We start from the raw sequence: 22,556 nt of genomic DNA, 5'->3' as shown, positions 1-22,556 counted from the left end.
TGACACCCTTTCAAGGTGCTGTCGTACTCTAGATCAACTAACGCTGATCTAGGATAGTTCCGTCGCTACGCCCGCATTATGACAAAAAGTCACGCGATCTTGCGCCTCTGTCACGATCCACGCAGCGCAGCGATCAGGGTTGTCATGTCCTCGGGCAGCGCCGCCTCGAACCGCAGGGCCATGCCGCTCACCGGATGCACAAACCCCAGCACAGCCGCATGCAGCGCCTGCCGGGGAAAGTCGCGCGCGGCCGCGACGGCCGTGGCTGAAAGTGCCTTCTCCGAGAGTTTTCGACGTCCGCCATAGACCGGATCACCAATCAGCCCGTGCCCGGCATGCGCCATATGCACCCGAATCTGGTGGGTGCGCCCGGTCTCCAGCCAGCACTCCATGAGCGAAACAACGCCGGGCGTCCCAAAGGACTCGATCACGCGTGCCCGCGTCACCGCATGCCGCCCGCCCTCAAACAACACGGCCTGTTTTTGACGGTCGGTCTTGTGTCGGGCCAGACGGGTGGCGATGCGCAGGATATTGCCGGCCTCGAAACTGATGCCGGGCAGGCCCCGCAGACGCGGGTCGCCAGCATCGGGCACACCATTGACCACGGCGCGGTATGAGCGCTCGACGCTATGCGCCTCGAATTGCGCGGCCAACCCCTGATGCGCGGCATCCGATTTGGCAACCACCAAGAGACCGCTGGTGTCCTTGTCGATGCGGTGGACGATGCCGGGTCGTTTGGACCCGCCCACCCCTGACAGGCTGTCGCCGCAATGATGCAACAGCGCATTGACCAGCGTCCCCTCCGGACTGCCTGGTGCCGGATGCACAACCATGCCGGCCGGTTTGTTTATGACGATCAGATCGTCATCCTCATAGACGACGGTCAGCGCTATCGCCTCGGCGCTGATATGGCTCTCGCGCGCCTCTGGCACGAGGATTTCTATCAGGTCGCCCGCAGTCACCCGCGCCTTGGCGTCGCGCATCACCGCGCCATTGACCTGCACAGCCCCCTCTTCGAGCAGCCGCGCCAGACGGGTGCGCGACAGGGTCGCCTCCTCTGGCACATCGCGCGAAAGCGCCTTATCAAGGCGTTGAGGCGGATCATCCCCGATCCGAAAGACAAGTGGTTCTAGCCCCATGGATGACAACTCCGCGCCGATCAGTCCGGCGACACTGAAATTTCTGGCGCGGCTGGTCACTGTCCTGACCGCGACCATGATTGTGGGCCTTCTAGTGATCGTGGGGCTGCTTGTCACCCGCTTCTGGGGGTATGACACCGTGGCGCGGCCTGTTGTGCCTGACAGCATCGCCCTGCCAGATGGCACCAACGCCACAGCCTTTACCCAAGGCCGCGACTGGTATGCGATCGTGACCGACGACAACCGCATCTTGATTTATGACCGCCAGAGCGGAACCCTGCGGCAAACCGTGACCGTTGAGCGGCAAGAGTGACCCCGAAAAACGGGGACATCGGACCACATCGCGCAGCCACTCGGGCCCGAGTGGCGGATCACCCATCGAACGGGGTCGCGCGGGGTCAGGGCCTATGAATTTTCCGGAAACTGCGCGTTGCACTGCTTTACACCATTTGCGGCCCTGGCGGCGTAATCGGGCAACAAACGTTTGTATTGCGCAAGTTTTTCCTTCTCATGGCTGACATCAATCGCCACCGGCGTTGTCTGGGTCCGGTATTGGGTTGACGGGCAGGGATAGGGCAACGTTCGGTATGTATAGGGATCGCTCCAGTGGCAGATGCCTTGGACGGTATAGGGCACGCTTTGCGAATGGACCGCGTAGCCCCGAATGATATTTTGCTGCGTTTCGACCATCAGACTTTCAAGTGCCCTGTAGTCACGCGTCACAGAGGCGATGCAGCTTTCGCGCGGCGTGCTGCAGCCAGCGGCAAATGATGCCAGCACAAGGGCTGCAAAGATTCTTGAAACTCTGGTCAAAGCGTTGATCTCCGGATGTCGCGCGGCAGAGGCGGCGCCAGCATGGCGCGTCACTGAAAGTAATACCCGGTCGGGCCACCGGGTAAACGGAAAAGGCAGATGCGATGGTTGCTCGTGGCCCGTCCCGCGCCCCAGTCCCGCACCCCAGTCCCGCACCGCCGAACGGGGCGTCGTTCGCGCATTATGCCTGATGCTGACGACTTTCACGACTCCAGAGTTTCCGAGATTTGAGTGGAGCCCCGAAAACTCTACTCGCCTGACCTCAGCCACACGCGAGCCAGGGGTGCCATACGCCAGCAAAGGCAAGGCAATGCGCCTGTTCCGCTCTGCTTTGCCTGTTCATTCCAGATGTCGGACCGTCTGTCAGCGATCATGACCCCTGCCCTTGGGCTCGACGTCAATCAGGCGGCGCGCGTCGAGATGGTCTTTCGAGATGTCCGCGCCGATGGTATCCTTCACCATCTTCGTTGTCCTTTGCGTGTCGTGCAAGACGTCTTGCTGCGGCGTATCCGTTCAGGTCTCAGGCGAAGACGGGCCCACCACCGCACGACCGGACAGACTAAGGGAGAACACGAATGACAACTGGAACACTCCGAACCACAAATGGACGAGGACGCCTCTACGACTCGATCCTTGATACCGTTGGCGACACACCGGTCGTTCGTATCAACAATATCGCGCCGCCGGATGTGCGCGTTTACGTCAAGGCCGAGTTTTTCAATCCGGCAGCATCGGTCAAGGACCGGCTTGCCCTCAACATCATAGAGGCTGCGGAACGCGCAGGTACTCTGAAGCCGGGTCAGACCGTGGTCGAGGCCACCAGCGGGAATACCGGCATCGGGCTCGCGATGGTCTGTGCGCAGAAAGGCTATCCGCTGGTTGTCACCATGGCCGACAGCTTTTCGGTCGAACGTCGGCGGATGATGCGGATGCTGGGTGCCAAGGTCGTGCTGACGCCGCGCGCGGAAAAGGGCACGGGAATGTATATGAAAGCCGTGGAATTGGCCGAAAAGAACGGCTGGTTCCTCGCGCATCAATTTGAGACATCGGCAAATGCGGATATCCACGAATCAACAACCGCGCGCGAGATCATCAATGATTTTTCCGGTGACAGGCTGGATTATCTCGTCACAGGATACGGAACCGGCGGCACGGTCACGGGACTCGCGCGGGTTCTGCGCAAGGAGTGTCCGGAGACAAAGATCATTCTCAGCGAACCCGCGAATGCCGCGCTGATCGCAAGTGGGATCGCTCAGGAGCGTAGCAGCAACGGTGCCCCCGCGGGCAGTCATCCCGCCTTTGAGCCACATCCCATCCAAGGTTGGACGCCGGATTTCATTCCGCTGGTGCTCCAAGAAGCCTTGGACACGGGCGGCTATGACGACTTGATCCCGGTCACTGGTGCAGACGGCATCGCTTGGGCCAAGAAACTCGCCGCACGCGAGGGAATCCTGACCGGTGTCTCGGGCGGCGCGAGCTTTGCTGTCGCCATGCAGATTGCCGAACGGGCGCCCAAAGGATCGGTGATCCTCGCCATGTTGCCCGACACAGGAGAGCGTTACCTGTCCACGCCGCTGTTCGAAGACATTGTCGAGTTCATGGATGACGAGGAACTGGCCATGTCAAACTCGACGCCGGGATACCGAATGGCAGCCGAATAACCCGTCACTGACCCAAGGTGGTGACGGGCACACGCCCTGACATGATCCGCAGAGGCCCAACCATGCATATTGGTCGGGCTTGGAGCAAAAACACGCAGTGTAAGACCTAAACCGGGTACACTTCAGACCACCGTAAACCCGTCCGAACCGGAGGGGCAACGCCAGTGCGTTGCGGTCGCATGTCGAGAGGTTTGCGAAGCATGCAGAAATCACGCGGATCTCTGAACTCAGTCAGACCCGCTTGGCATGTTCTATCGGGTTTTGATGGTACCGCCTCCCTGGCTTGAACAGGGGACCTCTGGATCCACAATCCAGCGCTCTAACCAACTGAGCTAAGGCGGCACTGGAGGGCGATGTAACTTTACCGTTCTCCGAATGCAAGCCTAATGAAAGCGGATTTCCCAGGTTTGTTCCACAAGATCACAGCCATACGACCGCACCGGGTGCGAAGTGGCGATCCGCCAGCCGTTGCGCGCATAAAGCGCGCAAGCGGCGCGGTGGCTTTCATGGGTCGCAAGCTGCATGCCCCGGTAGCCCGCCTTTCGGGCAAAGGCCATGCAATGACTCAACATCCGCTGGCCAAGGCCCCTGCCCCGCGCGCCGGGGTCGAGCAGAAAGAGCCGCAATTTGGCGATATCCTCGCTCAACGCGACGCAAAAGATTGACCCAAGCGGCTGCCCGCCTGCCTCCGCGACCCAGCCCGCTTCGCGCTCTGGATCATGCATCGCTATGAAGTCATTGACGATTTCGGCCACGAGCGGGGCGAACGTAGCATCGAACCCCGCCTCCTGAGCATAAAGGGTCCCGTGACGCTCGATGAGCCAAGGGGCATCGTCCGGATGAAAGAGGCGCAGAGTGATTTCGTCCATACCCCTCACCAAAGCGCCAAGGCGCTTGTCAAGCAAGTGGGAAAAGAGTAGCAAACCGGCTCTTTCAAGGAGAGCGCAATGGGTATCAATTCAGAGAGCGACGTCGAAGCCAACCTGCAAATCGGGCCCACCGATCAGGGCATGGTGCGCCTCTACATTGAGGCGCAAGGCCTTGAAATTCCTATGGACTTCACCCCAGATGAGGCCGAGGAAATCGCTCAAGAGCTCATCGCTTCGGCCACGGCTGCGCGGGCCAAGTGATCACAGGCGCGGGTCCAGCACCGATTGCAGACGCCGCGCCGCATGACGGGCGAATTTACGGGTGAGCGCGGCACGGCGCGCCCCGGCAAGCCGGGTTTCCGGCGCCATGCGAATGATCTCTGCATTATAGGCATCGGCGAGAATCAGCCCGGTGCCATCTGGCAGCAGGTCGATGGGAAACTCCGCGTCTACGGCCCAGAAATAGCGGTCACACCATTGCAGATATCCTTGCCATTTGGCGTCCCCCATGAAATCGGCGCGGCTTGATTTGCACTCGATCACCCAAATTTCACCCTTGGGACCAATCGCCATGACATCCACGCGCCGCCCCCGCTCCGGCACAAACTCTACAATAGAATCAAAATCATAGCCGCGTAGATGGCGACACACTCCGCGTGCCAGAAGTTGTCCCGGTTGCAGGATTTGATCGGCGGTCCATTCCATGCGGCGATTATGAACAAACCACGAACGCGCGCAACCCCTTGTCGTGGCCCGAGCAAAGGCTTAACTGTGAGGCGTGGCGGGTTCTGTTCTTCTCGATAACGGTTGCATTCCAGTGGCCTTAAGCAAATCCGAGGGAATTGGCTCTGTCTGGGCCCTGGTCCAGTTATCCGATGCCCACCTGTACATACAGGTCCTCGGGAATCATACCACCGAACGGTTGCTACGGGCCCGTCACACCCAGATCCAACCTTTCACCTGCGGACACCGTGTCCTGTGTGGACATGCAGTCTGTACGCACTGAAAACGCCCCGCAAGGGGGCGCTTCAGACCTCAGTTCGAACGCGGTGAACGGTCCTAGCGCTTGCGCCATGCCTCACGGGCGCGGCCATCGTCGACCCGGACCGGGATAGCCATATAGTCGCGCTGCATCATATGCTGACGGTGCCCACCGCGCGGCTCGTCGTCATCGTCATCTTTCATCCGCATCACGGCAATGGCGAATTGCACGCCTGCGAACACGATGCCGTTCGCAAACCACAGGATCACAACGGCCAGCAGCCCCTTGTCGGAATGGCTGACCAGATGCCAGAGATTTGCGACATTGAACCACAGCAGCAGGGCGACAAAGACCCCCGCGATGCCAAAGCCGATGGCAACCTGCGTGATGTAGAGGCGTATAAGCTTGGGCATGAAACGACTCCTTTGCTTTGGCTCAAGTTTACGCTTTTGACACAGAATTACAAGTCGGCGCCCCGCGACCCTTTTACCTGTCGCTTTCATCTGGCCGCAAATACCTCGGGGTTTGGGGCTGGCCCTCACGCTGGCGGGGCCTCGTTCAGAACGCCTCGGGTCGCGCCTCGCGCGCCATGTGATCGAGCACGGCATTGACGAATTTCGATTCCTTGCCCGCCGGGTAAAAGGCCTTGGCAACATCGACATATTCCATGATCACCACCTTGGGCGGCGTGTCGGACTCGACCAGTTCGGCCCCCGCTGCGCGAAAGAGCGCCCGGAGGGTCGGATCAATCCGCGCAATCGGCCATTTCGCCACCAAGGCGCGGTCAGTCATCTGGTCAATCTTGGCCTGCCAGTTCACCGCATCGTCGAGCAGTTTGCGAAACAGATCGACATCGCCCTCGGCCATGTCGACGCCCTCGTCCACTTCGGCCCCGAACCGGAAATCCAGAAACTCCTCGCGCACCACGTCAGAGGTCTGGCCGGAATGTTCCATCTGAAACAGAGCCTGCACCGCGTAGAGGCGGGCTGCGGATTTCATCTGGCGTTTGCGGTTGCCAGAGAGGGCGGGATCGGTGGTCATGCGGTGGGCGTGCCTTTTGTCTGACCCGCGATCTGGATCTCTTCGGTCGCAGGTTTAAAGCCGACGCCTTTGCGCGGGCCGCCCCATTTACGGGCCAAGGCCACCAGATGCAAGGCCGCTGCCGCAGCCCCTGCGCCTTTGTTCATGGCTTTGGGATCGGCGCGCACCTCGGCTTGCGGGCGGTTCTCGACGGTGAGAATGCCATTGCCGATGCACAGCCCCTGCAAGCCCAAGAGCGCAATCCCACGCGAGCTGTCATTGCAGACGGTCTCGTAATGCGTGGTCTCGCCCCGGATCACACAGCCCAGCCCGACATAGCCGTCAAAGTTGGACATGCGTTCCGCGATGCCGATAGCAGTGGGGATTTCCAGCGCGCCGGGCACTTCGGCAATCTCATAGGTGCCGCCCGTGGCCTCGATCTCGGCGGTGGCCCCAGCGATCAGATTGTCGGCGATGTCGCGGTAAAACGGCGCCACGACGATCAAGAGCTTCACTGGCTTGTCAAACTCGGCACGCGGCAGGGTGTATTCATGCTCGGCCATGCTCTCACTCCTCGGTCAGTGGCTGGGTGCCTATAATCGAAATGCCATAGGCATCCAGACCCAGATAGCGGGTTTTCGGGCTGTCCGTCAGCAGAATCAACTCGTGAATGCCCATGGTCGACATGATCTGCGCCCCAAGCCCGGTGTGCTTGATGGTGCGCGGCGCATCCTCATCCTCCATCTCGCCCGCCAGCTTGGGCCGGGGTTGGCGGAACAGGAACACGGCACCGCGTCCCTCGCGGGCAATGATTTCCATCGCACGCGGCAGCTTGCCGGTGGGGCCTTCGGCGCGTTTGCTCAGGCCTATGCCCAGCACATCCTCCAGCGCATTGAGCGCATGGGTGCGCGCCAGCACGGGGCGTCCATCGGTGATGTCCCCCTTGCTCAGCACGACATGTTCGGTCTGCGTGATCTGGTCGGCGAAAATCCGCATGTCCCAGGCGCCACCGTGACTCGATGTCACGGTTTCGCGCCGGATTTCGGTGATCAGGTTATCGTGCTTGTGCCGGTAGGCAATGAGGTCTGAAATCGTGCCGATTTTCAGGTCATGCTTGGCCGCAAATTCGATGAGGTCGGGCAGCCGCGCCATCCCGCCGTCTTCCTTCATGATCTCACAGATCACGCCCGAGGGGTTCAGCCCGGCAAGGCGCGCGATATCAACCGCCGCCTCGGTATGACCGGCGCGCACCAGCACGCCGCCGCGCCGCGCGCGCAGCGGAAACACATGCCCCGGCGTGGCAATCGCCGCCATGGTATTTTGCTCGTTGATCGCCGTGGCAATGGTCAGGGCGCGATCATGGGCGGAAATCCCGGTGCTCACCCCTTCGCGCGCCTCGATCGAGACGGTAAAGGCGGTTTCATGCCGCGAGGAATTGTTGACCGCCATCATCGGCAGGCCCAGCCGGTCGATCCGCTCGGCTGTCATCGGCAGACAAATCAGGCCACGCCCGTGGGTCGCCATGAAATTCACCGCCTCGGGCGTGGCGAATTCGGCGGCGATCACCAGATCACCCTCGTTCTCGCGGTCCTCATGGTCCACGAGGATGAACATCCGGCCCTTGCGCGCCTCGGCGATGATCTCTTCGGTCGGCGCGATGGCGTGACGCAGATCGGCCTCGACGGGGCCGGGTTTCTCGAATGGAACGGTGTCGGACATGAGCGCGCCCTCCGGGGTGTTGCAACCCGGCCCGGATACCGCAGCCGCGCGGCAATGGCCAGAGGGGATCAGCCCGTGACCTGTCCGCCGAGCAGTGCCAACACCCGCGCCAGATCGGCGCGGGGCGGATCAAAGGCCGGATGCTCCAGCACCAGCGCCTTGCCCGTCGGCACAGCCAGATCAAAGGGCGCGACAAGGGTGCCATCGTCTAACGCGCTCTGCACAAGGCTCTGATGCCCCATCAATACCCCCGCCCCATGTCGCGCCTCCTCCAACGCGATGGCATAGAGTGAATAGCGCGGCCCGTTGGTGGGAAGGCTGATACCCGGCAGCCTCGCCCGTGCCCATTGCGCCCAATCCTCGGGCCAGAGCGCATCGTGCAACAGGGTTTCCCCGACAAGATCGTCAGAGCTGCGCAAACCTGCGGCAATCTCGGGCGCACAGACCGGCAGGATCATATCCCGCGCCAGCACCCGCTCGCCCCGGGCCCCGGTCGGCGGGCGGATAAAGAGGCTGAGGTCAAAGAGATCGCGCGCCAGATTGGGCGGGCTCTCGATGGCCGAGACGGAAATGCGCAGGTCCGGCAGCGCCGCGCGCACCGCCGGCAGGCGCGGCGAGAGCCAGAGTTGCGCCACCGATGGCAGCGCCGCGATATGCAGCGTGCCATGCCGCGCGGCGCTCCGCATGGCATGCACAGCCGCCCCCATCGCATCAAAAGCCGTGGCAAACCCCGGCAGCGCCTCGGCCCCCAGCGCGGTCAGCCGCACCCCCTGCGAGCGGCGCTCAAAGAGGTCCGCGCCGATCCACGCCTCCAGCGCGCGGATATGCTGCGAGATCGCACCGGGGGTGACGCAGAGCTCTTCGGCGGCATTGGCAAAACCACCCAGACGAGCGGCGGCCTCAAACGCACGCAACGCATTGAGCGGCGGACCCTTGGGACGCGGAGGCGATACAGACATTTTCTAGCCTTAGTTTTTCTACGCTGAATTTTATATAATCTCGTTTGCGCCGTCCAGCCCGTCAAAGCATTTTGCTGGAAACCGATCCTGAGGAGACCGCCATGACACTTGCCCGCCGCCCCTGGGTGCCCAGCCTATGCGAAGACCTGATCCAGACGCTTGCCACCCGCACCGCCACCCAAGACGCAGACACAATCGCCGCGCGCATCGAGGCGCTGGCCGAGGACAACCGCCGCATCCATGAGGCCGAGTGTTTCAACCTCAACCCCGCCACCAATGTGATGAACCCGCGCGCCGAGGCTCTTCTCGCCTCTGGCATCGGGTCGCGCCCGTCGTTGGGCTATCCGGGCGACAAATACGAAATGGGGCTTGAGGCGATCGAGGAAATCGAGGTCATCGCGGCCGAACTCGCCGCCGAGGTGTTTGACGCCCGCTATGCCGAGATTCGCGTCCCCTCCGGCGCGATTGCCAACCTCTACGCCTTTATGGCCACCTGCAAACCCGGCGACACGATCATTGCGCCGCCTGCCAGCATCGGCGGGCATGTGACCCATCACGCGCCGGGCTGTGCCGGGCTCTACGGGCTGCGCATCCTTGAGGCGCCGGTCCATGCCGATGGGTATACGGTGGATGTCGAGAGGCTGCGCGCGCTGGCTGAGGCTGAACACCCCCGGCTGATCACGCTGGGCGCGAGCCTCAATCTGCAGGAACATCCGGTGCGCGAGGTGCGCGCGATTGCCGATGACGTGGGCGCGCATCTGCTCTTTGACGCGGCGCATCAATGTGGGATCATTGCGGGTGGCGCATGGAAGAACCCCCTCCATGAGGGCGCGCATCTGATGACGATGAGCACCTACAAGAGCCTTGGCGGGCCTGCCGGTGGGCTCATCGTCAGCAATGACACCGCTCTGGCCGAGCGGCTGGATGCCATCGCCTTTCCGGGGCTTACCGCGAATTTCGACGCGGCGAAATCGGCGGCTCTGGCAGTAACGCTCTTGGATTGGCGGATGCATGGGCGCGCCTATGCCGCGCAGATGATCGCACTGGCGCAGGCGCTGGCAGCGGCGCTCGAGGCAGAAGGTCTGCCGGTCTTCAAGGCCGGGGGTATCGCCACGGCCTCGCATCAATTCGCCATCGCGGCAGCCGGATTTGGCGGCGGTCAGGCGGCATCCAAAACACTGCGCCGCGCAGGCTTTCTCGCCTGTGGCATCGGCCTGCCCCTACCCGCCGTGGCGGGCGACATGAACGGGCTGCGCATCGGCACGCCGGAACTGGTCCGCTGGGGGGTCACGCCAGACCATGCTCCGCGCATGGCCGCCGTGATCGCGCGGGCGCTGCGCGGCAATGACCCGGACGCGCTGCGCCCCGAGGTGTCGGACTGGCGACAGAGCTTTGACCGGCTGCATTACATCACCTGAGCGGCGTCAATGCAGTTTCTTGCGGATGCGCTGAACCATCCACCACACGAGCACGATCACCGGCAGGGTCGCAATGGCTGTGACCATGCCTTTACTGACCTCCAGCGCCTCCGCCAACGGATAGAGCAGATAGCCCGCGAGCGAGACGGCGTAATAGCTGATCGCCACCACTGACAGGCCTTCAACGGTCTTTTGCAGGCGCAATTGCAGATCGGCGCGTTTGTCCATGCTCTCCAACAGCGCCTGATTCTGCGCGCTGCGTTCGACATCGACGCGGGTGCGCAGCAATTCGCCCGCCCGCATCGCCCGGTCTGCCATCGCGGCCAGCCGGTCCTTGGTGGCGCGCACCGTGCGCATCGCCGGATCATAGCGGCGCATCATGAATTCCGCGAATGTCTGACGGCCCTCAAAGCGCTCCTCGCGCAAAACGACGATCCGCTGATGCACGATCTGCTCATAGGCTGCCGTGGCGCCAAAGCGGAACGAGGATTGCGCCACCAGCGCCTCCAGTTCCGCCGAAACCCGCAACAGGCTTTGCAGCGTTTCCTCCGCCGGCTGGCTGCCGCCGGTCATGTCATTGATGAGGCGGCTCAACTGGCTGTCGGTGTCGCCCATCTGGCGGCCCATTTCGCGAACGCGGGCAAAGCCCAGCATCGACATCGCCTTGTAGGTCTCGATCTCGCAGAGGCGCTGCACCACACGGCCAATCCGGCGCGCGCCGGTTGAGGGGGCGACATGTAGCGAGAACCGCAGATGCCCCGCCGGATCAATCCGGAAATCGCCCGCCATCACGGCCGCATCATCCAGCACCCGCGCCACAGCCACGCTCTCGGACACGAACCACTGATCAATCTCGTCGCGCGTCGCCTCGCGGCTTTTCCACGGGATCACCCGGATCATCGCAGAGGTGACGCGCAGCCCCGGCGCATCGGACAGCCAATCGACGGGAAAGACCTCGAAATCTGCCGGATCAAAGGGGCGCGCGCTGACCCCGTCGGTAAAGACGGTATAGGTCACCATCTCGGTATGGCTTTCCCATTTCAGGCTGTGCCGCCCGATCTGACCGGAATAATGCGTGGCCCCCGGCTGCGGATGCTTGGCCCCGTAGCGATCCAGAAGCGCCGTCAGATGCGCCAGATCCGCCGCGCGGTCGCGCTTGGCCGCGTCATGCGGTTGCTTGACGGCCAGAAACACCGCCGTACAGGGCGCCTCAAGTGACGGAAACGGCCGCGCATGCAGCTCATTGGCCAGATCATAGCGCAGCGGGTGGTCCTGAATGGGGGGCATGCGCCGTTCTCCTGATCCTGACCGCTCCTTAGCGCGTGCCGCGCCCGCGAAAAAGAGGTTTTTCGTTCAAACCCAATGATTTAGCGGAACACAAGTGTATACAGCCTGACCTTTGGGCTTTTTCTTGGTCTAAATACTCAATTTTCAACGACAGCCAAAGACGAAAGCGCCAGAGGATGACACGCGCGCGTCTAAAACCTCTTTAGCGCAGGAAACGGGTCGTCCGGCGCGCGTGTCGATGACAAGGTGGTGTCAACCCGCTCTGCCGGAGCGCCAAGTGAAAGGACAGGACATGCCACTCCTCACCCCTGCAAACCGCCCCATGACGGGACGGGAATGGGTCATGCTTTTGGCCCTTGCAACCGTCTGGGGCGGGTCTTTCTTCTTCAACAGCGTCGCGCTGCGGGAATTGCCGGTCTTGACCGTGGTTCTGGCACGGGTGGCCCTTGCCGCGATCCTTCTGCTTGCGCTTCTGCGGCTGCGCGGCGAACGGATGCCGCAGGACCGGCGGGTCTGGGCGGCCTTTCTTGGCATGGGTCTTTTGAACAATGCCATTCCCTTCACCCTGATCGTCTGGGGGCAGCAGCATATCACCTCGGGTGCGGCGTCGATCCTGAACGCCTCGACCCCGTTCTTTGGAGTCTTGCTTGCGCATCTGTTGACGCAGGACGAGCAGATGAGTCGCGGCAAGCTCTCGGGTGTACTGATCGGCTTTGCCGGGGTCGCGGTGATGATCGGCACTGGGGCCCTGCGCGATCTTGGCGTTCACGTCGCAGCCCAGATCCTATGCCTTCTCGCTGCGGTTTCCTATGCTGTCGCGGGCATCTTCGGGCGCAGGTTTCGCACCTTGGGCGTTAGCCCGATGAGCACCGCGACCGGTCAGGTCATCGCGTCCAGCCTGATCCTTTTGCCATTGGTGATGGTCGTGGATCAGCCCTGGACCCTGCCCGTCCCCGGATGGCGGAGCATCGGCGCGGTGATCGGCGTCGCCGCCATATCGACGGCTTTCGCGTATACGCTCTATTTCCGCATCCTGTCGACGGCGGGCGCGACCAATCTCTTGCTGGTGACGCTTCTTGTGCCGATCAGCGCGATTCTGTTGGGGACACTGTTTCTGGGCGAGGCGCTGCTCGCGCGGCATATCTGGGGTATGGCGTTGATCGGCGCAGGTCTCTGCGCGGTCGACGGTCGTCCGGTGAAACACCTGCGAACGGTCGTCACGCGCCGCAGGCGATCTGTCTGACGATACGCTGGCGCAGCAAAACCAAAGGGCGCAGCAAAGCCAAAGGGCGCAGCCTTTCGGCCGCGCCCTCCGCAAATCACACCTCCAAGGATCAGTCGATCTTGGGCAAGAGGCTCGACAGGCTCGCCTTGGCGTCGCCGTAGAACATGCGGGTGTTGTCCTTGTAGAAGAGCGGGTTCTCGATCCCCGAATAGCCGGTGCCCTGGCCGCGTTTGGAGACAAACACCTGCTTGGCCTTCCAGCATTCCAGCACCGGCATGCCGGCGATGGGCGAGTTGGGATCGTCCTGCGCCGCCGGGTTGACGATGTCGTTGGAGCCAATCACGATCGCCACATCGGTGCCGGGGAAATCCTCGTTGATCTCGTCCATTTCCAGCACGATATCGTAGGGCACCTTGGCCTCGGCCAGGAGCACGTTCATATGCCCCGGCAGACGGCCTGCGACCGGGTGGATGGCAAAGCGCACGGTCTTGCCCCTGGCCCGCAGCTTCGAGGTCAGTTCACTGACCGCCCCCTGCGCCTGCGCCACCGCCATGCCGTAGCCCGGGATGATGATGATGCTGTCGGCCTCGTTCAGGGCTGCGGCGACGCCATCGACGTCAATCGCGATTTGCTCGCCCTCAACGGCCATCTGTTCGCCCGCCGGGCCGCCGAAGCCGCCCAGAATGACCGAGATGAACGAGCGGTTCATCGCCTTGCACATGATGTAGCTCAGGATCGCACCGCTTGAGCCGACCAAGGCACCGACCACGATCAAGAGGTCGTTGCCAAGGCTGAAGCCGATCGCCGCCGCCGCCCAGCCCGAGTAGCTGTTGAGCATCGAGACCACCACGGGCATATCCGCGCCGCCAATGCCCATGATCAGGTGATAGCCGATGAAAAACGCCAGAAGCGTCATCACCACCAGCGTCCAGAGGCCTGCGTCGTTGAAATACATCACCCCCAGAACCACCGACAAGAACGCCGCCCCGGCATTGAGCATATGCCCACCCGGCAGCTTTTTGGCGGCGGTATCGACCTTGCCCGCCAGCTTGCCAAAGGCGATGATCGAGCCGGTAAAGGTCACGGCCCCGATGAAGACGCCGAGGAACACCTCGACCCGCAGGATTGCCACCTCGACACTGGTTTTCTTGGCCAGCACGGCGGCAAAGCCCTCAAGCCCCTTGCGCGCGGTCTCGTCTATCGCCAGCACGCGGCCCAGTTCGAGATCGGCATTAAAGCCGACAAACACCGCCGCCAGACCCACAAGACTGTGCATCGCCGCCACAAGCTGCGGCATTTCGGTCATCTGCACCCGCGTGGCGACGACATAGCCGATCCCGCCCCCGGCGGCGATCAGCACCAGCGACAAGAGCCAGAGCCCGGCACCGGGGCCGATCAGCGTGGCGACAACCGCCAGCGCCATGCCTGCCATGCCATACCACACCGCGCGCTTGGCGCTTTCCTGCCCCGAGAGCCCACCCAGAGAGAGGATGAAGAGGATGGCCGCCACCACATAGGCGGCCGTCGTGAAACCGTAATCCATGATCCTCTACTCCTTATGACTTCTGGAACATGGCGAGCATGCGCCGGGTGACGAGGAAGCCACCGAAAATATTGATCCCGGCCATGAACACCGACAGCGCCGCCAGCACGATCACGAGGAAAGACCCCGATCCGATCTGCATGAGCGCGCCCAGAATGATGATCGACGAGATCGCGTTGGTGATCGCCATCAGCGGCGTGTGCAGCGAATGCGACACGTTCCAGATCACCTGAAAGCCCACGAAAACGGCCAGCACGAAGACGATGAAATGCTGCATAAAGCTGGCCGGGGCCACCAGACCCACGGCGAGAAGCAGGGCCGCACCGACCACAAGCAGCGTGACCTGGTTCTTGGTCTGCGCCTTGAACGCCGCCAGTTCTGCCGCGCGCTTCTGCTCAGAAGTCAGTTCCTTGACTTTTTCCTTGGGCTTGGCCGCCGCAATCGCCGCAACCTTGGGCGGCGGTGGCGGGAAGGTGACCGCACCGGCATGGGCCACGGTCGCGCCCCGGATCACGTCATCCTCCATGTTGTGATTGACCTTGCCGTCCTTGTCGGGCGTGAGGTCGGTCATCATGTGGCGGATGTTGGTGGCATAGAGCGTCGAGGATTGCGCCGCCATCCGGCTGGGGAAATCGGTATAGCCGATGATCGTCACGCCGTTGTCGGTGACGATCTTGTCGTCCATCACCGTCATTTTGCAATTGCCGCCCTTTTCCGCGGCAAGGTCGACGATGACCGAGCCGGGCTTCATCGCCTTGACCATATCCTCGGTCCAGAGCTCGGGGGCTTCGCGGTTGGGGATCAGCGCCGTGGTGATGACGATATCCATCTCGGGGGCCAGTTCGCGGAACTTGGCCAATTGCGCCTCCCGGAACTCGGGGCTGGAGACAGAGGCATAGCCGCCAGAGGCGGCCCCGTCCTGCTGCTCTTCCTTGAAATCGAGATAGACGAATTGCGCGCCCATCGATTCGACCTGCTCGGCCACTTCGGGGCGCACGTCGAACGCGTAGGTGATGGCCCCGAGGCTGGTCGAGGTGCCAATCGCCGCGAGGCCAGCAACCCCGGCCCCGACGATCAGAACCTTGGCCGGGGGCACCTTGCCCGCCGCCGTGATCTGGCCGGTAAAGAAGCGGCCAAAGTTATTGCCCGCCTCGATCACCGCGCGGTAGCCGGCGATATTGGCCATGCTTGAGAGCGCGTCCATCTTCTGCGCCCGGCTGATGCGCGGCACCATATCCATCGCGATGACCGAAGCGCCTTTTTCGGCGAGCTGCTTCATCTGCGCCTCATTCTGCGCCGGCCAGAAGAAGGAAATCAGAAGCTGGCCTTCGGTCAGGCGCTTGGCCTCTGTCTCATTGGGGGGGCGGACCTTGGCCACCACATCGGCGGCCTTGTAAAGCGCCGCGGCGGTCTTGAGCACCTCGACGCCAGCCTCCTTATAGGCGGCGTCCGAGAACCCGGCCGCAGCGCCTGCGCCGCTCTCAATCGCGCAGTCATAGCCCAACTTTTGCAATTGCAGCGCCGAGTCGGGCGTCATGGCAACCCGGTTCTCGCCCTCAAAAACCTCTTTAGGTGCTCCGATTTTCATGATCTTTCTCCACTATCCGTTCGACACCTAAAGCGCTTTTTGCAGCCGCCAAAAATTTTGGCGACGCCTGCCTCAGCCCTTTGGCTTCAGGTCCTTGATTGCTTGTTCAACCTGACCTTTCACGGTGTCATAGGCTTGCACATTCGCTGTCTGAACAGCATCTGATAGTTCAGCCATAATCTCAAAGGCACGTCTTACAGCCGCCTGATACACCTCAGGCGCATTTTCAATTGAGCCTGAGTGGAGCGATTGAGCAGCCTCACCCGTCACCTCGCGAAAGATCTGTGCCTGTTTCTCCATCAAGTCTCTGTAGGACGCTGCTGCGGCCTCGTTGGATTTTACCATGGCATCGAACTGAACCTTGGCCTTGTCGATGGCCTCCTTGGGATCCAGATCGCCTGGTTTGACGCCAAAGCTCTCCATGATGGTCTTGGGATCAAACATCTTTGCAACATTCTCTGGATCAAACCGTTTCATCACGGCGGAAAAGTCACCGGGGGTTTTGGGGGAAGTCATTTGGAAGTCTCCTTTGAGTGGATACCGGCTCCGGGGCACAACGGCCCCGAAGCCACACATCATTTTCGTTTCTTGGGTGGCATCAGATCGGTGATTGTGCCCTCAAACATCTCGGCGGCAAAATTGACTGTTTCGGACAATGTCGGGTGCGGGTGGATGGTGTGGCCAAGGTCGACGGCGTCGGCACCCATTTCAATCGCCAGCGCCACTTCGGCAATCAGATCGCCGGCGTTGGTGCCAACAATCAAACCACCGATGATCCGGTCATCTTCGGGATCAAACAACAGCTTGGTCATGCCCTCGGAACGGCCATTCGACAACGCCTTGCCCGACGCAGCCCAAGGGAACACGCCCTTTTCGAACCTGATGCCTTTGGCTTTGGCTTCGGTCTCGGTGACGCCCGCCCAAGCAACCTCGGGGTCGGTATAAGCAACCGATGGGATCAGACGCGCGTCGAAGTGGCGGTTGTGACCCGCGCAGACCTCGGCAGCCACCTTGCCTTCGTGCACGGCCTTGTGCGCCAGCATCGGTTGGCCAACAACGTCGCCAATGGCGAAGATATGCGGCACGCCGGTTTTCTGCTGGCTGTCGACGGCGACAAAGCCGCGTTCATCCACGGCAACACCCGCCTTGTCCGCGTCGATCATCTTGCCATTGGGTTTGCGCCCCACAGCAACAAGGATCTTGTCGAACGTGTCGGTTGTGACCTCGCCTTTGTCATCCTCGAACGTCACCTTGAGACCCTTCTTCTGGGCCTCGACGGCGGTCACCCTGGTCTTGAGAAGGATATTCTCATAACGACCCTTGATGCGGTTCATCAGCGGCTTGACGATGTCTTTGTCGGCCCCGGGGATGATCTGATCCATGACCTCGACCACGGTGATCCTTGATCCCAAAGCGTCGTAAACACAGGCCATCTCAAGACCAATGATACCACCACCCAGAACCAGCATCCGTTTTGGCACATCCGCCAATTCCAGCGCGCCGGTTGAATCGATGATCCGCTCGTCGTCATGAGGAATGAACGGCAGTTTTACCGGTTCAGAGCCAGCCGCAATGATACATTGATCAAATGAAACGGTTTTCACGCCGTCGTCGCCCTGAACTTCGATCATGTTGGGTCCGGTGAATTTACCGTAGCCTTGGACCACCTCGACTTTGCGCCCTTTGGACAGACCTCTAAGACCGCCAGTCAACTGATTGACCACGCTTTCTTTAAAGCGACGCAACTCGTCAAGATCGATCTTCGGCTTGGAAAAGCTGACGCCGTGCGCGCCCATCTCTTCGGCCTCGGTGATCACCTTGGCGACATGCAACAGCGCCTTGGACGGGATACAGCCAACATTGAGGCAGACACCGCCCAGCGTTGGATATTTCTCGATCAGCACGGTCTTCTTGCCAAGATCAGCGGCGCGGAACGCAGCTGTGTAACCACCTGGACCAGAGCCCAGAACAACCACGTCTGCGTGGATGTCGCCGGGGCCAGTTGCCGTACCGCTGGCCGCGACGGCGGTGGGCGCAAGGGCGGCGGCAGGTGCCGGTTCCGCGGCAGATACCCCGGCGACCCCTGCCGCTTCGAGCACCAGGATCACAGATCCTTCCGAAACCTTGTCGCCTAGAGTCACTTTTATCTCTTTCACCACACCGGCAGCCGGTGATGGCACTTCCATCGTGGCCTTGTCGCTTTCCAGTTCAACCAGCGGGTCTTCTTGCGCGATGATGTCACCAACGCTGACGAGGATTGCAATCACGGGGACTTGGTCGAAATCACCAATATCGGGAACTTTGACTTCCATGGGATCAGCCCTCCTTACAACATCAGCCGGCGCACGTCGCCGAGCAGGTGTGCCAGTGTTGCGTTGAACCGTGCCCCCAACGCGCCGTCGATGGCGCGGTGGTCAAACGACAGGCTGAGCGGCTGCATCAGCCGTGGTATGAACGCCTCGCCGTTCCAGACGGGCTGCATTTTCGCGCGTGTCAGGCCAAGGATTGCCACTTCGGGTGCATTGACGATCGGTGTGAACCCAGTGCCGCCAATCCCGCCCAACGACGAGATGGTAAAGGTGGCGCCCTGCATGTCGGGACCCTTCAACTTGCCTTCGCGTGCCGCCAGCGACAGCGTGCCAAGTTCCTTGGAAATCTCGACAATGCCTTTGCGATCAGCGTCCTTGATGACCGGCACCATCAGACCCTGCGGCGTGTCGGCGGCAAACCCGATGTTGTAGAAATTCTTCTTGATCAGCTTGTCGCCATCAGGATGGATCGAAGAATTGACTTCCCAATGATCCTTCAGCGCCGAGACGCAAGCCTTGATCATGAAGCTCAGAAGCGTGACGCGGTAGCCTTGATCTTTGGCCGCTGTGTCCAGCTCTTTGCGATACGCGTCGAGGTCGGTAATGTCGGCTTCTTCGTCGACGGTAACATGCGGGATGTTCAGCCATGCGCGGTGCAGGGCAGGGCCCGAAAGCTTCTTGATGCGGGGCATTTCCACATCTTCGATGGGGCCGAATTTTGAGAAATCCACAACCGGCATCGGCGGGATGCCCATGCCGCCCAGCGCGCCGCCACCGGCAGCGGCGGGCGCGGCCGTGGATTTGAACGTTGCAGTGATATCCTCGCGCAGGATACGGCCCTTGCGGCCGGTGCCGTTAACCTTGGTAAGGTCGATGCCCAACTGGCGGGCAAAGGCCCGGATCGACGGGCTTGCATGCGCCTTGCCGAACCCGGCATCGGTCACGGTCGCTGGCGCAGCGGCAGGCGCAGGCGCGGCAACGGGGGCCGAGGGCGCGGGGGCGGACGCAGGAGCGGTGGGGGCGGCAGCGGCACCTTCGCCTTCAAGAACCATAACCAGAGACCCTTGCGAGACCCGGTCGCCCTCACGCACCCTGATCTCAAGCACTTTGCCCGCTGCGGGGGATGGAACCTCCATCGTGGCCTTGTCGCTTTCCAACTCGATAAGCGCATCTTCGGCGGCAACCATATCCCCGACGCTTACCAGAATACCGATCACCGGCACGTCGTTGAAATCACCGATATCGGGAACTTTCACTTCGATAGTCATGTCGTAATTCTCCTCAATCCCTGGGGCTTAAACCAGCCGCGGGTTCGGCTTGTTGCTGTCGATTTCATATGTCTTGAGCGCTTTTTGCAGATCCGCCTTGGTCACCGCACCGGCCTTGTAGAGGTCGGTCATGGCGGCGGCGGCGATGTGATTGGCATCGACCTCAAAGAACCGGCGCAGATTGACGCGACTGTCAGACCGGCCAAACCCATCGGTGCCCAGCACCGTGAACGAGCCCGGCACAAAGGCACGGATCTGTTCGGCATAGTTCTTCATGTAATCCGTCGCCGCAATCACCGGGCCGCTGGCCTTTGACAATTGCTGGGTCACATAGGGCACCACCTCTGGCGCGAGGGGGTTAAGACGATTGTGGCGCAAGGCATCCTGCCCATCGCGCGCCAGCTCGTTCAGGCTTGTGGCCGACCAGATATCAGAGGTGACGCCAAAATCCGCCTTGAGCATCTCTGCGGCCTTTATCGCCTGCACAAGGATGGTGCCGGACCCCAAGAGGTTAACATGCTTCTTGCCGGGATTCTTGACCTCCTGAAGCCGGTAGAGACCCTTGATAATGCCCTCTTCGGCACCCATCGGCATGTCGGGGTGGCTATAGTTTTCGTTCATCAGGGTCAGATAGAAATAGACGTCTTCCTGATCGACATACATCCGCTGCATCCCGTAATGCACAAGAACCGCCACCTCATAGCTAAAGGTCGGATCATAGGTGACGCAGTTCGGGATCGTGCTGGCAAGGATGTGGCTGTGGCCGTCTTCGTGCTGCAAACCCTCGCCGTTCAGGGTGGTGCGCCCGGCCGTTCCGCCAAGCATGAAGCCCCGCGCCCGGCTATCGCCCGCCGCCCAGGCCAGATCGCCGATCCGCTGAAAGCCGAACATGGAATAATAGATAAAGAACGGGATCATCGGCACGCCGTGGTTGGAATAGGCGGTCGCCGCCGCGATCCAGTCGGCCATGGCACCAGCCTCGTTGATGCCTTCCTGAAGCACCTGACCATTGGTGCTTTCCTTGTAATAGGACATCTGATCGGCGTCTTGCGGCGTGTATTTCTGGCCCATCGGGTTATAAATACCGACCGACCGAAACAGCCCCTCCATCCCGAAGGTGCGCGATTCATCCGGCACGATCGGCACCACATGCTGGCCGATCTTCTTGTCGCGCAAAAGCGTGGTCAGGATGCGCACGAACGCCATTGTCGTGCTGATCTCACGCTCGCCCGTGCCCTTGAGTTGGCCCTCGAATGTCGACAGCGGCGGGATTTCAAGGCTTGGCGTATTGCGCCATTCGCGCTTGGGGAATTCGCCACCAAGTTTCTTGCGCTGATCCGCCAGATAGGCGCTTTGCAGGTTGTTGAGCTTGACGAAAGGCGCCTTTGGCAGGTCTTCGTCGCTGACCGGAATCTTGAACCGGTCACGGAAGGCGCGCAGCTGATCCTCGGCCAGCTTCTTTTGCTGGTGCGAGGTATTCTGGCCTTCGCCGCTTGTGCCCATGCCATAGCCCTTGACCGTCTTGATCAAAAGACAGCTGGGCTGGCCCTTGGTATCGACCGCATGTTTGAAGGCGGTATAGACCTTTTCGGGATCATGCCCGCCCCGGCGCAGCGCCCAGATCTGTGCATCGGTCCAATCCTCGACCAAGGCCGCCGTTTCGGGGTATTTGCCAAAGAAGTGTTCGCGAATATAGGCACCGTCCTTGGATTTGAACGTCTGATAGTCGCCGTCGATGGTTTCATCCATCAGCTGTTTCAACCGCCCGCTGGTGTCATTCTCGAGCAGGTCATCCCAGCCCTTGCCCCATAAAAGCTTGATCACATTCCAGCCGGCACCGCGAAAATCGCCCTCAAGTTCCTGTACGATCTTGGAATTGCCGCGCACCGGGCCGTCAAGGCGCTGCAAGTTACAGTTGACCACAAAAATCAGGTTGTCCAAGCCTTCACGCGCCGCCAAGTCAATCGCACCCCGGCTTTCGGGTTCGTCCATCTCGCCATCGCCAAGGAAACACCACACCTTGCGGTCGGCCATGTCGATATGGCCCCGGTTGTGCATGTATTTCATGAACCGCGCCTGATAGATCGCCATCAGCGGCCCCAAACCCATCGAAACCGTGGGAAACTGCCAGTAATCCGGCATCAGCCAGGGATGTGGATAGGATGAAAGACCGCCGCCATCGACCTCGGAGCGGAAATTTTCAAGCTGCTCTTCGGTGATCCGGCCCTCCATAAAGGAGCGCGCATAGATGCCGGGGATCACGTGACCCTGAAAGAACACAAGATCACCACCGTGGATCGCCGATTTGCTGCGCCAGAAGTGATTTAGACCGATGTCATACATCACCGCCGACGAGGCAAAACTTGCGATATGGCCGCCGTACTCGCTGCTCACCTTGTTGCGCCGCACGACCGTGGCCATGGCATTCCAGCGATTGATGGTTCTGATCCGCCACTCCATCTCGAGATCGCCGGGAAACGGAAGTTGATCATCGGCGGGTATCGAATTTTGATAGGGTGTCGTGGCCGAAAACGGCAGGGTCGCCCCCGCCGCGCGGGCCTGTTGCACAGCCTTGTCCAAAAGGTAATGCGCGCGGTTGGCGCCATCCTTTTCAATGACGTCGGAAATGGCTTCCTGCCACTCCTGGCTTTCGACTGGGTCGATATCGGTGTTGTCTAGGGTCATTGTTCAGTCCTCAAACGAAAAATTATGCGCCGTCCGGTTTGCGGTGCTGCGACATCCGCGCGGCAGATGCG

General features: G+C 61.2%; 21 protein-coding genes and 1 tRNA gene. 5 read left to right on the top strand and 17 right to left on the bottom strand.

Translation table 11 applies throughout. The features are described from left to right. Nucleotides 1-110: 110 nt before the first annotated feature. On the bottom strand, nt 111-1,139 hold the full coding sequence (locus VR71_RS21135; protein WP_009815580.1) for a pseudouridine synthase: 1,029 nt from the start codon (nt 1,137-1,139) through the stop codon (nt 111-113). Here VR71_RS21135 and VR71_RS21130 point away from each other — a divergent pair. Further along, nucleotides 1,138-1,452: a DUF6476 family protein gene (locus VR71_RS21130; RefSeq protein WP_045682067.1), complete on the top strand. Its 315-nt coding sequence runs from the start codon at nt 1,138-1,140 to the stop codon at nt 1,450-1,452. The genes VR71_RS21135 and VR71_RS21130 overlap by 2 nt on opposite strands. Before the next feature lie 92 nt (nt 1,453-1,544). On the opposite strand, the gene VR71_RS21125 is transcribed toward VR71_RS21130, so the two are convergent. Next, nucleotides 1,545-2,159: a hypothetical protein gene (locus VR71_RS21125; RefSeq protein WP_296429957.1), complete on the bottom strand. Its 615-nt coding sequence runs from the start codon at nt 2,157-2,159 to the stop codon at nt 1,545-1,547. A gap of 368 nt (nt 2,160-2,527) precedes the next feature. On the opposite strand from VR71_RS21125, the gene VR71_RS21120 reads away from it, so the two are divergent. Further along, a complete protein-coding gene (locus VR71_RS21120) occupies nt 2,528-3,613 on the top strand; it encodes a PLP-dependent cysteine synthase family protein (RefSeq protein WP_045682069.1) in 1,086 nt (361 codons plus the stop codon). A 265-nt stretch (nt 3,614-3,878) separates the two neighbouring features. Here VR71_RS21120 and VR71_RS21115 read toward each other — a convergent pair. Beyond that, nucleotides 3,879-3,955: transfer RNA gene (locus VR71_RS21115), tRNA-His, on the bottom strand. Between the two features lie 41 nt (nt 3,956-3,996). Next, on the bottom strand, nt 3,997-4,482 hold the full coding sequence (locus tag VR71_RS21110) for a GNAT family N-acetyltransferase (protein WP_045682071.1): 486 nt from the start codon (nt 4,480-4,482) through the stop codon (nt 3,997-3,999). Between the two features lie 78 nt (nt 4,483-4,560). On the opposite strand from VR71_RS21110, the gene VR71_RS21105 reads away from it, so the two are divergent. Next, a complete protein-coding gene (locus VR71_RS21105) occupies nt 4,561-4,743 on the top strand; it encodes a DUF6324 family protein (RefSeq protein WP_009815586.1) in 183 nt (60 codons plus the stop codon). On the opposite strand, the gene VR71_RS21100 is transcribed toward VR71_RS21105, so the two are convergent. The 6 genes from VR71_RS21100 to VR71_RS21075 form a co-directional block, all read right to left on the bottom strand. Then, on the bottom strand, nt 4,744-5,187 hold the full coding sequence (locus VR71_RS21100) for an MmcB family DNA repair protein (protein ID WP_009815587.1): 444 nt from the start codon (nt 5,185-5,187) through the stop codon (nt 4,744-4,746). It lies immediately after the preceding gene. A 354-nt stretch (nt 5,188-5,541) separates the two neighbouring features. After that, complete coding sequence (locus VR71_RS21095; protein WP_009815588.1) at nt 5,542-5,877, bottom strand: hypothetical protein; 336 nt, start codon at nt 5,875-5,877, stop codon at nt 5,542-5,544. Between the two features lie 145 nt (nt 5,878-6,022). Then, nucleotides 6,023-6,505: a transcription antitermination factor NusB gene (gene nusB / locus VR71_RS21090; protein ID WP_009815589.1), complete on the bottom strand. Its 483-nt coding sequence runs from the start codon at nt 6,503-6,505 to the stop codon at nt 6,023-6,025. Next, complete coding sequence (locus VR71_RS21085; protein WP_045682075.1) at nt 6,502-7,047, bottom strand: 6,7-dimethyl-8-ribityllumazine synthase; 546 nt, start codon at nt 7,045-7,047, stop codon at nt 6,502-6,504. Before VR71_RS21085 ends, nusB begins: the two co-directional genes overlap by 4 nt. Before the next feature lie 4 nt (nt 7,048-7,051). After that, a complete protein-coding gene (ribB, locus tag VR71_RS21080) occupies nt 7,052-8,203 on the bottom strand; it encodes a 3,4-dihydroxy-2-butanone-4-phosphate synthase (RefSeq protein WP_045682077.1) in 1,152 nt (383 codons plus the stop codon). 68 nt (nt 8,204-8,271) lie between these two features. Next, a complete protein-coding gene (locus VR71_RS21075) occupies nt 8,272-9,162 on the bottom strand; it encodes a LysR family transcriptional regulator (protein WP_045682079.1) in 891 nt (296 codons plus the stop codon). A gap of 101 nt (nt 9,163-9,263) precedes the next feature. Between VR71_RS21075 and glyA the strand changes: the two genes are divergently transcribed. Further along, nucleotides 9,264-10,580, top strand: coding sequence for an aminotransferase class I/II-fold pyridoxal phosphate-dependent enzyme (gene glyA / locus VR71_RS21070; protein ID WP_045682189.1), 1,317 nt, complete (start codon nt 9,264-9,266; stop codon nt 10,578-10,580). A gap of 6 nt (nt 10,581-10,586) precedes the next feature. Here glyA and VR71_RS21065 read toward each other — a convergent pair whose 3' ends face one another. Continuing rightward, nucleotides 10,587-11,867, bottom strand: coding sequence for a DUF3422 family protein (locus VR71_RS21065; RefSeq protein ID WP_009815594.1), 1,281 nt, complete (start codon nt 11,865-11,867; stop codon nt 10,587-10,589). Nucleotides 11,868-12,159: 292 nt separating this feature from the next. On the opposite strand from VR71_RS21065, the gene VR71_RS21060 reads away from it, so the two are divergent. Further along, nucleotides 12,160-13,110: a DMT family transporter gene (locus tag VR71_RS21060; protein WP_045682081.1), complete on the top strand. Its 951-nt coding sequence runs from the start codon at nt 12,160-12,162 to the stop codon at nt 13,108-13,110. Between the two features lie 91 nt (nt 13,111-13,201). Here VR71_RS21060 and VR71_RS21055 read toward each other — a convergent pair whose 3' ends face one another. The 6 genes from VR71_RS21055 to aceE form a co-directional block, all read right to left on the bottom strand. Further along, entirely contained in the window at nt 13,202-14,635 is a 1,434-nt protein-coding gene (locus VR71_RS21055) for an NAD(P)(+) transhydrogenase (Re/Si-specific) subunit beta (RefSeq protein WP_045686432.1), read from the bottom strand. Between the two features lie 13 nt (nt 14,636-14,648). Further along, nucleotides 14,649-16,223 carry a Re/Si-specific NAD(P)(+) transhydrogenase subunit alpha gene (locus tag VR71_RS21050; protein ID WP_045686431.1) on the bottom strand — a complete coding sequence of 525 codons (1,575 nt, stop codon included), beginning with the start codon at nt 16,221-16,223 and terminating at the stop codon, nt 14,649-14,651. Between the two features lie 72 nt (nt 16,224-16,295). Then, a complete protein-coding gene (locus VR71_RS21045; protein WP_045686430.1) occupies nt 16,296-16,739 on the bottom strand; it encodes a hypothetical protein in 444 nt (147 codons plus the stop codon). A gap of 59 nt (nt 16,740-16,798) precedes the next feature. Continuing rightward, nucleotides 16,799-18,535 carry a dihydrolipoyl dehydrogenase gene (gene lpdA / locus VR71_RS21040; RefSeq protein WP_045686429.1) on the bottom strand — a complete coding sequence of 579 codons (1,737 nt, stop codon included), beginning with the start codon at nt 18,533-18,535 and terminating at the stop codon, nt 16,799-16,801. 14 nt (nt 18,536-18,549) lie between these two features. Further along, entirely contained in the window at nt 18,550-19,800 is a 1,251-nt protein-coding gene (locus VR71_RS21035; RefSeq protein WP_045686428.1) for a 2-oxo acid dehydrogenase subunit E2, read from the bottom strand. Between the two features lie 27 nt (nt 19,801-19,827). Further along, a complete protein-coding gene (aceE, locus tag VR71_RS21030; RefSeq protein ID WP_045686427.1) occupies nt 19,828-22,485 on the bottom strand; it encodes a pyruvate dehydrogenase (acetyl-transferring), homodimeric type in 2,658 nt (885 codons plus the stop codon). Between the last annotated feature and the right edge of the window lie 71 nt (nt 22,486-22,556).

This window comes from Roseovarius sp. BRH_c41, assembly GCF_000961715.1.
Lineage (GTDB): Bacteria > Pseudomonadota > Alphaproteobacteria > Rhodobacterales > Rhodobacteraceae > Roseovarius.
Note: the sequence above shows the minus strand (reverse complement) of the source record. Positions and strands in the feature narration are given on the sequence as shown.

What these genes read in the sequence shown, in the direction of transcription:
- VR71_RS21035 (WP_045686428.1), bottom strand. Translation starts at nt 19,800, where the DNA reads ATGACTATCGAAGTGAAAGTTCCCGATATCGGTGATTTCAACGACGTG.
- aceE (WP_045686427.1), bottom strand. Translation starts at nt 22,485, where the DNA reads ATGACCCTAGACAACACCGATATCGACCCAGTCGAAAGCCAGGAGTGG.
- glyA (WP_045682189.1), top strand. Translation starts at nt 9,264, where the DNA reads ATGACACTTGCCCGCCGCCCCTGGGTGCCCAGCCTATGCGAAGACCTG.
- VR71_RS21060 (WP_045682081.1), top strand. Translation starts at nt 12,160, where the DNA reads ATGCCACTCCTCACCCCTGCAAACCGCCCCATGACGGGACGGGAATGG.
- VR71_RS21100 (WP_009815587.1), bottom strand. Translation starts at nt 5,187, where the DNA reads ATGGAATGGACCGCCGATCAAATCCTGCAACCGGGACAACTTCTGGCA.
- VR71_RS21055 (WP_045686432.1), bottom strand. Translation starts at nt 14,635, where the DNA reads ATGGATTACGGTTTCACGACGGCCGCCTATGTGGTGGCGGCCATCCTC.
- VR71_RS21110 (WP_045682071.1), bottom strand. Translation starts at nt 4,482, where the DNA reads ATGGACGAAATCACTCTGCGCCTCTTTCATCCGGACGATGCCCCTTGG.
- VR71_RS21065 (WP_009815594.1), bottom strand. Translation starts at nt 11,867, where the DNA reads ATGCCCCCCATTCAGGACCACCCGCTGCGCTATGATCTGGCCAATGAG.
- VR71_RS21130 (WP_045682067.1), top strand. Translation starts at nt 1,138, where the DNA reads ATGGATGACAACTCCGCGCCGATCAGTCCGGCGACACTGAAATTTCTG.
- nusB (WP_009815589.1), bottom strand. Translation starts at nt 6,505, where the DNA reads ATGACCACCGATCCCGCCCTCTCTGGCAACCGCAAACGCCAGATGAAA.
- VR71_RS21045 (WP_045686430.1), bottom strand. Translation starts at nt 16,739, where the DNA reads ATGACTTCCCCCAAAACCCCCGGTGACTTTTCCGCCGTGATGAAACGG.
- ribB (WP_045682077.1), bottom strand. Translation starts at nt 8,203, where the DNA reads ATGTCCGACACCGTTCCATTCGAGAAACCCGGCCCCGTCGAGGCCGAT.
- VR71_RS21120 (WP_045682069.1), top strand. Translation starts at nt 2,528, where the DNA reads ATGACAACTGGAACACTCCGAACCACAAATGGACGAGGACGCCTCTAC.
- lpdA (WP_045686429.1), bottom strand. Translation starts at nt 18,535, where the DNA reads ATGGAAGTCAAAGTTCCCGATATTGGTGATTTCGACCAAGTCCCCGTG.
- VR71_RS21095 (WP_009815588.1), bottom strand. Translation starts at nt 5,877, where the DNA reads ATGCCCAAGCTTATACGCCTCTACATCACGCAGGTTGCCATCGGCTTT.
- VR71_RS21135 (WP_009815580.1), bottom strand. Translation starts at nt 1,139, where the DNA reads ATGGGGCTAGAACCACTTGTCTTTCGGATCGGGGATGATCCGCCTCAA.
- VR71_RS21075 (WP_045682079.1), bottom strand. Translation starts at nt 9,162, where the DNA reads ATGTCTGTATCGCCTCCGCGTCCCAAGGGTCCGCCGCTCAATGCGTTG.
- VR71_RS21105 (WP_009815586.1), top strand. Translation starts at nt 4,561, where the DNA reads ATGGGTATCAATTCAGAGAGCGACGTCGAAGCCAACCTGCAAATCGGG.
- VR71_RS21085 (WP_045682075.1), bottom strand. Translation starts at nt 7,047, where the DNA reads ATGGCCGAGCATGAATACACCCTGCCGCGTGCCGAGTTTGACAAGCCA.
- VR71_RS21050 (WP_045686431.1), bottom strand. Translation starts at nt 16,223, where the DNA reads ATGAAAATCGGAGCACCTAAAGAGGTTTTTGAGGGCGAGAACCGGGTT.